Source organism: Clostridia bacterium (genome assembly GCA_017554615.1).
Classification (GTDB): Bacteria; Bacillota; Clostridia; order UMGS1840; family HGM11507; genus SIG450.
Genome location: JAFZHY010000026.1, coordinates 49,832 through 63,596, shown reverse-complemented (window position 1 = coordinate 63,596; position 13,765 = coordinate 49,832). Strand labels below are relative to the sequence as shown.

14 protein-coding genes are annotated in these 13,765 nt (G+C 33.2%); 10 read left to right on the top strand and 4 right to left on the bottom strand.

What is annotated here, in order from left to right:
* Positions 1-4 precede the first annotated feature (4 nt).
* From IKZ35_06115 to IKZ35_06075, 9 genes are all read left to right on the top strand, one after another.
* The gene (locus IKZ35_06115; GenBank protein MBR4893531.1) at positions 5-580 is read left to right on the top strand and encodes an NUDIX hydrolase; all 576 of its coding nucleotides are present in this window, start codon (positions 5-7) and stop codon (positions 578-580) included.
* Positions 581-614: 34 nt separating this feature from the next.
* On the top strand, positions 615-2,333 hold the full coding sequence (locus tag IKZ35_06110; GenBank protein MBR4893530.1) for a VanW family protein: 1,719 nt from the start codon (positions 615-617) through the stop codon (positions 2,331-2,333).
* 7 nt (positions 2,334-2,340) lie between these two features.
* Positions 2,341-3,180, top strand: a complete 840-nt coding sequence (locus IKZ35_06105) for a hypothetical protein (GenBank protein ID MBR4893529.1) — start codon at positions 2,341-2,343, stop codon at positions 3,178-3,180.
* A 25-nt stretch (positions 3,181-3,205) separates the two neighbouring features.
* Complete coding sequence (locus IKZ35_06100; GenBank protein ID MBR4893528.1) at positions 3,206-5,608, top strand: DNA translocase FtsK 4TM domain-containing protein; 2,403 nt, start codon at positions 3,206-3,208, stop codon at positions 5,606-5,608.
* A gap of 25 nt (positions 5,609-5,633) precedes the next feature.
* The gene (gene trkA / locus IKZ35_06095; GenBank protein ID MBR4893527.1) at positions 5,634-6,998 is read left to right on the top strand and encodes a Trk system potassium transporter TrkA; all 1,365 of its coding nucleotides are present in this window, start codon (positions 5,634-5,636) and stop codon (positions 6,996-6,998) included.
* A gap of 53 nt (positions 6,999-7,051) precedes the next feature.
* Complete coding sequence (locus tag IKZ35_06090; protein MBR4893526.1) at positions 7,052-8,488, top strand: TrkH family potassium uptake protein; 1,437 nt, start codon at positions 7,052-7,054, stop codon at positions 8,486-8,488.
* A 77-nt stretch (positions 8,489-8,565) separates the two neighbouring features.
* Positions 8,566-8,754, top strand: a complete 189-nt coding sequence (locus IKZ35_06085) for a PspC domain-containing protein (protein ID MBR4893525.1) — start codon at positions 8,566-8,568, stop codon at positions 8,752-8,754.
* 33 nt (positions 8,755-8,787) lie between these two features.
* Positions 8,788-9,801 carry a UDP-glucose 4-epimerase GalE gene (gene galE / locus IKZ35_06080; protein MBR4893524.1) on the top strand — a complete coding sequence of 338 codons (1,014 nt, stop codon included), beginning with the start codon at positions 8,788-8,790 and terminating at the stop codon, positions 9,799-9,801.
* Entirely contained in the window at positions 9,785-10,639 is an 855-nt protein-coding gene (locus IKZ35_06075) for a nucleotidyltransferase (protein ID MBR4893523.1), read from the top strand. Before galE ends, IKZ35_06075 begins: the two co-directional genes overlap by 17 nt.
* A gap of 51 nt (positions 10,640-10,690) precedes the next feature.
* Here IKZ35_06075 and yunB read toward each other — a convergent pair whose 3' ends face one another.
* Positions 10,691-11,404 carry a sporulation protein YunB gene (gene yunB, locus IKZ35_06070; protein MBR4893522.1) on the bottom strand — a complete coding sequence of 238 codons (714 nt, stop codon included), beginning with the start codon at positions 11,402-11,404 and terminating at the stop codon, positions 10,691-10,693.
* Between the two features lie 175 nt (positions 11,405-11,579).
* On the opposite strand from yunB, the gene IKZ35_06065 reads away from it, so the two are divergent.
* Positions 11,580-11,768, top strand: coding sequence for a 50S ribosomal protein L28 (locus tag IKZ35_06065; protein MBR4893521.1), 189 nt, complete (start codon positions 11,580-11,582; stop codon positions 11,766-11,768).
* Positions 11,769-11,968: 200 nt separating this feature from the next.
* Here IKZ35_06065 and upp read toward each other — a convergent pair whose 3' ends face one another.
* Genes upp through tsaB form a run of 3 tightly spaced genes read right to left on the bottom strand, consistent with a single transcriptional unit; the run spans position 11,969 to position 13,764 of the window.
* Positions 11,969-12,598, bottom strand: coding sequence for a uracil phosphoribosyltransferase (upp, locus tag IKZ35_06060; GenBank protein MBR4893520.1), 630 nt, complete (start codon positions 12,596-12,598; stop codon positions 11,969-11,971).
* Between the two features lie 29 nt (positions 12,599-12,627).
* On the bottom strand, positions 12,628-13,062 hold the full coding sequence (gene rpiB / locus IKZ35_06055) for a ribose 5-phosphate isomerase B (protein MBR4893519.1): 435 nt from the start codon (positions 13,060-13,062) through the stop codon (positions 12,628-12,630).
* A 15-nt stretch (positions 13,063-13,077) separates the two neighbouring features.
* Complete coding sequence (gene tsaB, locus IKZ35_06050; GenBank protein ID MBR4893518.1) at positions 13,078-13,764, bottom strand: tRNA (adenosine(37)-N6)-threonylcarbamoyltransferase complex dimerization subunit type 1 TsaB; 687 nt, start codon at positions 13,762-13,764, stop codon at positions 13,078-13,080.
* Position 13,765: the final 1 nt, after the last annotated feature.

Here is a 13,765-nt window from a genome sequence, read left to right as displayed (position 1 = left end):
TATTATGCTTGAAAAATTTGTTGAAAATGAGTATGTTAAACTATCTTCTAAGTATAATAAAAGCGCCCGTGTAAAAAGTATTGTTTTAAATTTTAACAGTGAAAAATATTTTTACGATTTTAAAAAGACTCTGGAAACTAACCGTCGTGGAGAAGTGGGCTTTTTACTTAAGCGAAAAAACGGCAAGTATGTTGTTATACGCTCTAAAAAATATCCTAAAACTGCATTCAGAATTCCAACAGGCGGAATAGATTTTGATGAAAGCGCGATAGATGCGCTTTACCGTGAAGTTAAAGAAGAACTTGGAATAAAGTTTGAAATTGATAATTTTCACGGACTTTTGGAATATACTATTTATTATAAAGATGAAGTAATAAAATTTTATTCTTATTTCTTTGTGATAAATGAAATTTCAGGCGAACTTATTAAAGACGCAACTCAGGATGAAATAACCGATTATAAAGAAATAGACTATGATGAACTTATAACTCTTTCTAAAACCTTGTCCGAGATAGAGGGTGGATGGAGGGACTGGGCACTTTTCCGTCTGGAACTTATTAAATTTTTCATAGAAGAATAAAAATTATAGCTTGGAAATGGCAGGTATTAAATATATGAGTTTAACTAAAAAAATTGTTATTGGTGTATTTGTTTTTATGCTTCTTAGTCTGGTTGCATTTGTAACTTTTACCATGGTTAATATTAACAATTTTATAAAAACCGATAAAATATTATCCAATGTGTATTTTAGCGATATTAACATTGGAGGCGTTACTAAAGAAGAAGCCTTATCAATCCTTGAAAAAAGCGAAACAATACTTGATAAACCCATAGAAGTAGTATATGAGGATAAAACCTTTTACTTTGCACCGTCAAAAGCAGGTATAACTTTTGATTTTAAAAAGGTTGCAGACTATGCCTTTAATATGGGCAGAGGCAGTAACAATATTAAAAATGCATATTATACTCTTTACAGGGGAAGAAAGGATATTATCCCTTATGAATTTTATAATGAAAATACTGACCTTTTTAAAGAAACAATAAATACTCTTGCAAAAGCAAACGGGTTGGATATAGATAATGTAATATTGGATGTTAAAGAAAATTATGCACAAATTACCTTAAAGGATAAGTTTGTTACAATAGATTTTAATACATTTTATGCTGATACATTAAATGCTGTAAAAAGTGATGAAAGAAAAGTAAACTTAAATATTATAGATAAAGACAGTGTGAGTGCTAAAGAAATATACGCACTCTTAAATGTAGAGCCACAGGATGCCTATACCTACGAAAAAGATGGAATTACCTATGTTGTTCCTGAGAAAGTAGGCGTTTTGGTAGATATTTCTAATATAGAAGAAAATTTAAATCTTAGAAAAAAAACATTTTCAGTTCCCATAACAAGAGTTTACCCTGAAGTAGACATCAGTGATTTAGACGGTGAACTTTTCCCTGACCTTCTTGGAACATGCACTACCACTTTTAATGCACAGAATAAAGAAAGGTCGCATAATGTTTTTCTTGCCGCATCAAAAATAAACGGAGTAGTTTTAAACTCAAAGGATATATTCTCCTATAACAATACTGTCGGCCCGAGAACAGGCGCCGCAGGGTTTAGACCCGCAACAGTATATACAAAAGAGGGCATGGAAGACGCCCTTGGCGGCGGTATTTGTCAGGTATCGTCTGCACTTTATAATGCAGTTTTATATTCAGACTTAAAAGTAGTTGAAAGGCGTAACCATTCTTATACAGTTTCTTATGTAAGAAACGGTCTTGATGCTACTGTGTCTTACGGTCTTATAGATTTTCAGTTTGAAAACAGTATGAACAGTCCGATAAAAATCGTAACATATACTTCGGGCGGAAAGCATACCGTGTCTATCTATGGCAAAAAGGAAAATGACTATAGGGTTGAACTTTATACCAATGTATTGGAAAGTTATCCTTTTTCTGAAAAAGAGGTGGAAAACCCTGAACTTGCACCAGGCGAGAGAAAAATTACACAAAACGGTGCTTACGGATACAAGGTTTTGGCAACAAAAGTTGTAAAAGATTCTTTGGGAAATATTATAAGAGAAGAATCTTTAGGAACAAATGTGTATAACCCTATGACTCAGATTGTCGCAGTAGGGCCTACACCCGAAATTCAGCCTACCGTAGAAATTGTTCCTCCTCCTTTAGAAGAAGAGGTTATAACCCCTGTGGACAAGGTGGAAAGCGAAGAAATAACAATACCGGATACAGAAGAAAATAATATACAGATCGAAGAAATAACTATACCAACTGATAACCAAATTACTGATAATGTAGAAGAAATAAAGGAGTAAACAGAAAATGGTCTATATATATGCTTTAATTAAAGGAATTGCATATGCCTTTTCAATGTTATTACCCTTATCCGAAAAGGGTCTTGACGCTTTCTTTTACTATACAAATATAAATATAACTGAGGAGGGATATGACTATATCCTTCCCCTTGTTATGCAAATCGGTGTGCTTATACCGTTATGGTATTTTTTAAAAAAGGACTTATCGAAGATTTTAAACGGTTTAGGCTCTTTATTTTCTGATATTAAAGAAAAGAAGTTAGATTTAAACACAAAAGAAGAAGATAAAAAAATGGCACTGACCTTTATTTTTTGTGGGTTTGTACTTCTTTTAGCACCTTTATTTTATCTTCTTGTAAAAAGGTTTCAGTTTAATATGTATGTAGCATCATTAGGGTTTTTGGTAACTTCCCTTTTACTTATAAAGGCTTTAAGGGTTAATGAAAAAAGCCTTAAAGAAAGAAACGAAACTGTGCTTAACGGGATGATTATTTCATTCTTTAAAATTTTTAGCTTAATTCCCGGAGTTTCAGGAGTGGGAATTATGTACTTTGCAGGGCTTATAAACGGAATTAAAAAAGACTATACAATAAAACTTACATATCTTATAACTTTTATCTGGACTTTTGTTTTATTAAGTAAAAATTTTATTCTTGCAGTATGTGGCTTAAGTAAAGTGCATTATGGCTTATTTTATTATATCCTTGCATTTTTAGGTGCAGTTCTTACAGGTAATATCGGTATTTATCTTTTTAAATCAAACATAAAAAATAATAACACAATGCGTTTTGTAATAGTTAATGTTATAATGGCAGTGATTTTTATTACTGTAAAATTAAGAGGTTAGTATTTATACATAAGAGGTAAATGTAATGAACAAGAAAAAGAAGTCGGCAAAGAAAGTTAATACAAAATCAAAAACTTCGTCTAACAGGAGAAAAAAATCAAATGGGAAAAATAAGGCGTTAAAAATTATCGGCTTTATAGTTTTGTATGTTATTTTTACGATATTTTCCTTTTTAAGTTTTTATTCCAACCTTTTAGGAGGGTTTGGTTCAGGCTTAAAAAATATATTTTTAGGTCTGTTCGGAGGGGTTTCATATCTTCTTCCATTCATTTTTGTATATGCATTTTTCTATTATTTTATAAAAAAGAAGAAAAAAGAGGGGTATACCAAACTTTACCTTCTTTCACTTATTGTGCTTAATGTAAGCACCCTGCTTTCTTCAATACTTCCAAAAAGCGAAAAATTTCTTATAGAAGAATTTTATAAAAACGGTACAAAAGGCATTGGCGGAGGGGTTATAGGCAGTTTTATTTCCGAGCCTTTAAAAAGTATGATGAACTCGGTAGGAGCAACTATTTTATCCGTTGCACTTCTTATATTTCTTATAATTGTATTCTTTTATGATCAGGTATCAGTTTTATATGCTCTTATTCTAAATAAAATTTCAGAGCATCTGAAACAAAAAGAAAAAGATTTACAGGTTAAGTTTAAGGATAAAGAAATAAAGAAAAAGGAAGTTGAGCCTAAGGAAAATATAAAGCCTAAAGACTTAGAAGAACTAAGCGGCGCTCTTGTTTATGATGATGAGCCTGAAACTGAAAAAAGCCCTGACAGGTTTGACGAGATTTTATCCTCTTATGAAGAGGAAAAAGAAACTCTTGATATAGAAGATAATATTATTTTAATAGAGAGAACTCAACTTGAACAGGAACTTTTAAACGAAAAAGAAAACCTTGACAATATCTTATCAGGGGAGAAAAATATAATAGAAAATGACGGAGAAACTCCTGCGAAAAAAACTATAAACAGAAAAATAGAATATAAATTCCCGTCTGTTGAACTTTTGGAAGATAATAAAGCAGTAAGAACAGGCGGAGTAGGCGACCTTAAAGAAAAAGCCATTAAACTTGAAAATATATTGGAAAGTTTCGGCGTAGACGCAGAGGTTGTAAATATCGAAAAAGGTCCGTCTATCACAAGATTTGAACTTCAGCCTAAATCAGGGGTAAGAATTTCCAAAATTCAGAGTCTTCAGGACGATATAAAAATGAATCTTGCAGCAACAAGCATCAGAATTTCTCCTATTCCTGGAAAAACCGTTGTAGGTATTGAAATTCCAAATGATAAAACAACCCCTGTATTTATAAAAGATATTATAACAAGTGAGCAATTTAAAAACCATAAATCGAACATTGCGTTTACTGTTGGTATGGATATTACAGGTAACCCTATAATAGGCGACCTTGCAAAAATGCCCCATGTTTTAATAGCAGGTGCAACAGGTTCAGGAAAGAGTGTATGTATAAATACTCTTATAACATCTATTCTTTATAAAGCCACACCTAATGAGGTTAAACTTATTATGATTGACCCTAAGGTAGTTGAACTTGGAATTTATAACGGAATTCCTCATCTTTTAATACCTGTTGTAACCGACCCTAAAAAAGCAGCAGGTGCGCTAAACTGGGCAGTTATGGAAATGGAAAACAGATATAAACTGTTTGCTCAAGCAGGAGTAAGAAATATTGAGGGATATAATAACCTTTGCGAAGAAAATGGCGACGAAGAAGGAAAATTACCAAAAATAGTTATAATAATTGACGAACTTGCAGATTTAATGATGGTAGCATCAAAAGAGGTTGAATCATATATCTGTCGTATTGCCCAACTTGCAAGGGCAGCAGGTATGCACCTTGTTATTGCAACTCAAAGACCGTCGGTTAATGTTATTACAGGGCTTATTAAAGCGAATGTTCCATCAAGAATTGCTTTTGCAGTAACCAGCCAGATAGACTCAAGAACTATTCTTGATATGGGTGGCGCTGAAAAACTTTTAGGAAAAGGGGATATGCTTTATTACCCATCAGGCGAATCTAAGCCTATGCGTGTTCAGGGCTCTTTAATCGTGGACAAAGAGGTTGAAAGAGTTGTAAATGTTGTTAAAGCCAACTCGGAAGTTATATATAACGAAGATATTTTAGAACATTTAGAAAAAGAGCAGACCTTTGAGGGTGATGTTAAATCAAAAGAGGAAAATGCACTTGATGCAGACGAAATGCTTCCTCAGGCGATTGAAGTAATACTTGATAATAATCAGGCATCTGTTTCTCTTCTTCAAAGAAAGTTAAAACTTGGTTATTCCAGAGCGGCAAGAATAGTCGACCAGATGGAAGAAAGGGGTATTGTAGGCCCGTCTGAAGGCAGTAAGCCCCGCCAGATTTTAATCACTAAAGAACAATTTTACGAAATGGAATTTAATAATCAGTAGAAACCTTTAAAAAGGAGTTAGTATAATGAAAATCATTATTGCAGGTTGTGGAAAAGTAGGGCAGAAACTGCTTGAAAAATTAAGCAATGAAAAAGAGCATGATATTACAGTGGTAGACACATCGGCAGAGAGTCTTCCCGATGTGATAAGTGAATATGATGCTATGGGAGTTGTGGGCAGTGGTGTAGACCTTGACACTTTGATTGAAGCGGGAGTAGAAGATGCAGATATTTTAATTGCTGTAACAGGCTCGGATGAAATAAATCTTATGACCTGTCTTCTTGCCAAAAAGAAAGGTAACTGCCAGACTATCGCAAGAGTAAGACAGCCTCAGTACAGAAAATCAATAGAACTTATAAAAGAAGACTTGGGTCTTACAATGATAGTTAACCCTGAATATACAGCCGCAAGTGAAATTGCAAGAGCGTTAAGATTTCCGTCTGCAATTCAGATAGACACATTTGCAGAAGGCAGAGTAGAAATATTAAAATTTAAAGTTCCCGAAAATTCAATATTAAATGATATGAAAGTTTCGGATATTGTAAATAAACTTAATTGTGATATATTAGTATGCGGTATTGAAAGAGGAGACGAAGCGTTTATCCCTGCGGGTGATTTTGTAATTAAAGAAAAAGACCTTGTAAGCATAGTTGCAGCGCCTACAAAGGCAACTCCTTTCTTTAAGAAAATAGGAATTAGAACAAACAAGGTTAAAGATGCCATGATTATAGGCGGAGGGGCAACTGCTTTTTACCTTGCAAGGCTTTTACTTAGAACAGGGATAGATGTTAAAATAATCGATAAAAGCCCTGAAAGATGCGAATATCTTGCACAAAATCTTCCAAAAGCGACAATTATCTGTGCAGATGCAACTGATAATAAGGTGCTTATTGAAGAAGGCATTGAAAGAGCAGAATCGGTAGTAACTCTTACTAATATTGACGAAGAAAACATAATGCTTTCCCTATATGCAAAAACACTGACTAAGGGAAAAATAGTTACAAAAATAAACCGTATTGCCTATGATAAAGTTATAGATAATATGGACCTTGACACAATTATATATCCAAAAGAAATAACTGCAGAATATATTTTAAGATTTGTAAGAGCAAAGAAAAATACTTTTGGAAATAATATAGAAACTCTTCATTATATCTTAGACGGTAAAGCAGAAGCACTCGAATTTAATATAAATGAGAATTTCTCAATATGTAATATACCTATTGAAAAATTAAAGTTAAAGAACAATACTCTTATTGCATGTATCAACCGTAACGGAACAATTATCCATCCAAGAGGTTATGATGTTATAAAACCTAAAGATACGGTAGTTATTGTTACAATACACAAGGGTTTTCAGGATATCGGAGATATTTTGAATTTAGAGTAGTGCAGTAGTACAGCACTAACCAATTTAAAACAAGGCTCTTAAGGGGAGTTTATATGAATTATAAAACAATTTTTTACACTTTGGGTATGGTCATAGGCTTAGAGGGACTTGCTATGCTCTGCCCTTTGATTTGCGGTATAATATATCTTGAAAATGAATGGTACACTTTCTTAATTTGTACCGTAATATGTGTTATCCTTTCTGTGATACTTACTTTCAAAAAACCTGACAGGAAAAATATTTTTGCAAAAGAAGGCTTTGTTATAGTAAGTTTAAGCTGGATAGTGATGAGTATAATAGGAAGTCTTCCTTTTATACTTTCAGGTGCAATAAAAGGTTTTATCCCTGCACTTTTTGAAATAGTATCAGGTTTTACCACCACAGGAGCATCAGTTTTAAAAGAAGTGGAATCACTTCCTAAATGTATTCTCTTCTGGCGAAGTTTCTCTCACTGGATAGGTGGTATGGGGGTTCTTGTGCTTTTGGTTGCAGTGTTGCCTTTATCTGGCGGAAGCAATCTTCATTTACTTAAAGCAGAAAGCACAGGCCCGTCTGTAAGTAAACTTGTGCCGAGAGTAAAAAGCAGTACAACAATTCTTTATTTAATATATATTGCAATGACGGTTATTGAAGCCATCTTGCTTTTAATTTTCGGGCTTAATTTATTTGAAGCATTGACTTTAACATTCGGTACTGCAGGTACAGGTGGGTTTGGAATCTTAAACTCAAGTATTGCATCCTACTCGCCTCAGGTTCAATGGATAATAACAATATTTATGATTTTATTCGGTATTGATTTTACTGTTTACTATTTTCTTATAATGAGGAAATTTAAGGCTGCTATAAGGTCAGACGAGGTAAGAGCGTATATAGGAATAATTTTAGCATCAATTATTTTAATTACACTTAACTGTTATAATCTTTTTGATAATATTTTTGATGCGCTAAGGCATATATCATTTCAGGTAGGCTCACTTATTACAACCACAGGGTATTCCACTGTCGACTATAATGTATGGCCTGAATTTTCAAAAATGATTCTAATATTTTTAATGTTTGCAGGTGCTTGTGCAGGAAGTACGGGTGGTGGAGTTAAGGTATCAAGAATACTGATTCTTCTAAAATCGGTAGTAAAAGAAATTAAAGTTTGCGCACATCCTAAAAGCACTCATAAATCAATGCTAAACGGAAGACCAATAAACCACGAAACTGTAAGAGCAGTTAATGTATTTATGGTTTCCTATATCAGTATATTTTTAATTTCACTTATCTTAATAAGTATAGATAATTTAGACTTTACAACAAATGCCACAGCAGTTCTGGCAACCTTAAATAATATAGGTCCAGGCTTAAATATTGTTGGCCCTGCAGGAAATTACTCAGACTACAGTAATTTTTCATTACTCGTTTTAATATTTGATATGTTAGCAGGAAGACTTGAAATTTTCCCAATGCTTATACTATTTTCAAAATACACATGGAAAAAATAAAACTTTATTTGAAAAAAATATAAATTAGTGTTATAATGAATTTAACAAAGTAAGGCACAATAGAAAGGGGAAAATATATGAGGAAAAAATTATTTAAATCAAAAACAGATAAGAAAATTTGCGGAGTATGCGGTGGGGTTTCTGAGTATTTTGAAATTGACTCTACTTTAGTGCGTCTTGCATGGGTTGTATTTACACTTCTTGGTGGTTCAGGAATAATAGCATATATTATTGCTGCTATTGTTATGCCTCAGCCTATTGATTAGTATAAATTATAAATTTTTAGAAAGGATGATTTTATGAACATTTTAGTAACAGGGGGAGCAGGATATATCGGCTCTCATACATCAGTATTGCTTTTGGAAGCAGGATATGATATAGTTGTTTTAGACAATTTGTCTAACAGCTGTGAAGAATCATTAAACCGTGTTAAAAAAATAACAGGTAAAGATTTTAAATTCTACAAAACAGACCTTCTTGATTATGAAGGAGTAGAAAAAGTATTTGAAGAAAATAAAATAGATGCAGTTATTCACTTTGCAGGATTAAAGGCTGTTGGCGAAAGTGTGTCTATTCCTTTAAAATATTATGAAAACAATATCTCAGGAACTCTAAAACTTTTAGAAATTATGGGAAAACACAATGTTAAGAAGATGGTATTTTCTTCTTCTGCAACAGTTTACGGAGACCCTCACACAGTGCCTATCAAGGAAGATTTCCCTCTTTCTTGTACAAACCCATATGGAAGAACAAAATTATTTATTGAAGATATTTTAAGAGATTTATATGTATCTGATAACGAATGGGATATTGCTATTTTAAGATACTTTAACCCTGTCGGCGCACATGAGAGCGGACTAATTGGGGAAGACCCTAACGGTATTCCTAATAACCTTATTCCGTATATTTCTCAGGTTGCAGTTGGAAAGTTAGAATGTTTATCAGTATTTGGCGATGACTATCCTACACATGACGGTACAGGCGTAAGAGACTATATCCATGTTATGGACTTATCAGACGGGCACTTAAAAGCGCTTAACAAGGTTTTAAATAAATCAGGTGTAGTTACTTATAATCTTGGCACAGGTAACGGTTACAGTGTACTTGATATGGTTAAAGCGTTTGCAAAGGCAAGCGGAAAAGAAATAAATTATAAAATTGCCCCAAGAAGACCAGGCGATATTGCAGAATGTTTTGCTGACCCTGAAAAAGCCTACAGAGAACTTGGCTTTAAAGCAGTTAAAAACTTAGAAGATATGTGCCGCGATACTTGGAGATGGCAGGAAGGAAACAGAAATGGATACAAAAAATAGTGCATTAGTAGTTATGGCTGCTGGAATGGGCAGCAGATTTGGCGGTCTTAAACAGATGGAGCCTTTAGGCCCACATGGAGAAGTTATACTTGACTATTCTGTTTATGATGCTATTGAAGCAGGATTTAATAAAATAGTTTTTGTAATCAAGAAATCAATAGAAAAAGATTTCAGAGAACTTGTTGGTAAAAAATATGAAGGTATTGTAGATGTTAACTATACTTTCCAGGAACTTGACGATTTACCAAAAGGCTTTACTCTTCCTGAAGGCAGAGTTAAACCATGGGGTACAGGTCATGCAGTTTTAACTGCAAAGGATATTGTTAAAACTCCTTTTGCAATAGTTAATGCAGACGACTATTACGGAAAATCAGCATATAAACTTATTCACGATTATATTCTTCATAACAACGAAATGTGTATGGCTGGATATCTTCTTGGAAACACAATTTCTGACAACGGTACCGTTGCAAGAGGTGTGTGCAAAACTAAAGACGGATATTTAGACGAAATCGTTGAAATGACAAGTATTGATAAAAACAGCGGTATTCCTCTTGATACACTTGTTTCAATGAATATGTGGGGACTTCTTCCTGATTTCTTTGATAAATTAGAAGCAGGTTTTGTAGATTTTCTAAAAACTAATGATGACCCTATGAAAGGCGAATTCTTTATTCCTAAATTTATTGACTATCTTATTCATAATGAAGGCGCTAAAGTTAAAGTGCTTCCTGCAAGTGACAGATGGTATGGTGTTACTTATAAAGAAGACTCTGACATAGTTAAAGAAGCATTTAGAAAATTTGACGAACAAGGTTTATATCCAGGCTTAAAATAATAATTTAATTTAAGAAAACGACTGGCAACTTGCCAGTCGTTTTTTAATATTTTAGTATATATTTAAAATATCGTCTCTTAAAGTTTCATCCCTTGTTTCGAGCCTTGTAAGGCTTTCAGGTACAATTCCAACAATTATGCTTTCGCAAAGGGGAATTTTTGAAACAATTTCTGCAACCGAATAAATTCCTGTCGGCAAATAAAAGGAGGCTGAAGATACTGCCTCTAAATATATTTCGTGCCTTGTCTGGTTAATTCCAGCCTCTTTAAACTCATTTTTAAAGTTAACGGAAAGTTTCCCTGACGGAAGAAGTTTAATCTTAAGTTTAGGGCCAAAGCCTGAGAGAGTATTAATTTTTGTAAGGTTTCCTAAGGGAATAGAAATTTCGGTTTCTTCAAGACTGTTTATTTTTTCGTTTATTTTTATGGTAAAATCTGACTTTAGCCTGTTTGCTGCTACGAGATTTGTAGTTATTCCTGATATTTTTCCGCTGTCATCTTTTATAACAGATACAAGTTCGTTATATGTAATCTCTTTTGCCATTATAACCTCTTTAACACCCTCGTTAACAGCATTATTAAGTATGTAATTTGCTTTTGATTCGGCAAGATTTGCTATCTGCGGTTTAAAGGAATTGTTATATATATTTATAAAAAAGAAGCATAAAAAGATTATAACAGTTATTGATATCCATTTAAAAAAGTGAATTCTGGATATTGACTCTCTGACAGTTTGTTTGTATCGCCTTATTTTATAGGAATTCATAATTTTCACTCCCTTTTATAACATTATATGTCTTAATTTAAGGTTTTGAAAATAAAATGCTAAAAAAATAAAAAAAAGACTTGATTTTTTAAAAAATATTTGTTAGAATAAAATGTATTCAAATGAAGAAAGAAAATTATATTATATAATTTTTGTTATTAGGAGGTGTATTTCGATGGCAAAATGTGAAGTGTGCGGTAAAGGCACTGTATTCGGAATTCAGGTTTCTCACTCTCACAGAAGAAGCAACAGAACCTGGAAGCCAAACGTAAGAAAAATAAGAGCAATAGTTAACGGGCAGACTAAAAAAATCAATGTTTGCACAAAGTGTATGCGTTCTGACAAAGTTATCAGAGCTATATAGTTTTTTAACAATATGTTCGAATTTACAGGGAACTTCGTTTTTTACGGAAGTTCCTTTTTTCGTATAATTTATTTTGATAAAAAAATAAGTCTGTTTAAAAAAACTATTTAAACAGACTTTAATTTTTATTTATTTAGTAGATAGATAAAATGTTTGGAGTTATTAACTTTTTGCGTTCCGGACATTTTTAGCGTCTACTGCTATTTTGTGCCAAATATTCTGTCCCCTGCATCCCCTAAACCGGGAACTATATATTTATGGTCGTTTAACTTTTCGTCAACAGCGCCACAGTATATATCAACATCAGGATGAGCATTTGACAGAGCATCAATACCTTCAGGAGCAGCACATAAGCATACAAACTTAATGTTTGAACATCCTTTTTCTTTTAAAAGTGAAATAGCATCTATGGCAGAACCACCTGTTGCAAGCATAGGGTCTAACACTATAACATCTCTTAATTCAATGTTATTAGGAAGTTTGCAGTAATATTCAACAGGTTTAAAAGTTTCAGGGTCTCTGTATAAACCGATATGGCCCACTTTTGCAGCAGGGATAAGGGTAAGCATACCGTCAACCATTCCAAGCCCTGCACGAAGAATTGGAACAAGTGCCAATGCTTTTCCTGAAATAACCTTAGTTTTAGCAGTGCAGATAGGTGTTTCAATTTCTATTTCTTTAAGTGGAAGGTCTCTTGTGGTTTCGTAGCACATAAGAGTTGCCACTTCTTTAACAAGTTCTCTGAATTCTTTACTTGTAGTTTTTTTATCTCTTAAAAGGGACATTTTGTGGATAATCAAAGGATGATCCATAACAGTAACTTTACCCATAGTAAATACCTCCGTTTTTTTCTATAATTTTACTCTATATTCATTATTTTGTCAACTCTAACTTGGTGTCTTCCGCCTTCAAATTCTTCTTTTAAAAAGGTGTCAAGAATTGATTTTGCAAGTTCTACCCCTGTTACTCTTGCACCCATGCAAAGAATGTTAGCGTCATTATGATTTCTGCTCATTTTCGCACTGTATTCATTAGCACAAAGAGCAGCACGGATACCCTTTACTTTATTTGCCGCAATAGATATTCCAATGCCTGTCCCACATAGAAGAATGCCTTTTTCACATTCTTTATCAATAATTTTTTTAGCAGTTTTTTCTGCTATATCAGGGTAGTCAACGCTTGATAAATCATATGTACCACAGTCTTCTACCTCATATCCTTTATCTTTTAGGTATGGTATTAAAACTTCTTTTAATTCAAATGCTCCATGGTCTGCTCCAATTGCTATTTTCATTTTTTCTTTTCTCCTTTATATTTCATTTTTTAATCTTTCTGCCTGAGACATACGAAGATACTCAGGAAGAATATCATTATATAAAACCTTTTTACCGTATTTTAGCCCTGCACTAATAACTGCTTCTCCGCTTCCAAACAGAAGATGCTCGGGTGCAAATTCGCATTTATCTAAAAGTTTATCTGAAATTATATTTTTGTTAGGTACAACTCCGTCTCCTGTAAATACAATTTTTCTACACTCAAATTTATTTAATTTATCTAAAAATAAGTTTATATTAAGAGCCGAGTCTTCTATTATTTTTTCATTATTCTTATACGCTGCACAGTAAACTTCCCCTCGTCTTGCATCCATTATGGGAGCATAGATTATATCATCAAAATAGGGTGCATATACATTTTCATAAAGTGCATCAAGTGTTGATACAAGATAGCAAGGCTTATTAAGAGCATGGCATAAGCCTTTTATGGTGGCAAGGCCTATTCTTAACCCTGTAAATGAGCCTGGCCCTTTAGTAACGCAAAATGCATCAATATCCGAAATATCAAGTTTTGCAATTTTAAGAGCCATATCTATCATCTCTAAAAGTTTTTCCGAGTGAGTTCTTTTATGGTTAAGGGTATATGAAACTATAACTTTATCATCTTCCAAAATTCCAACAGATGCAGTTTTAAAAGATGAATCAATGCCAAGTATTATCATT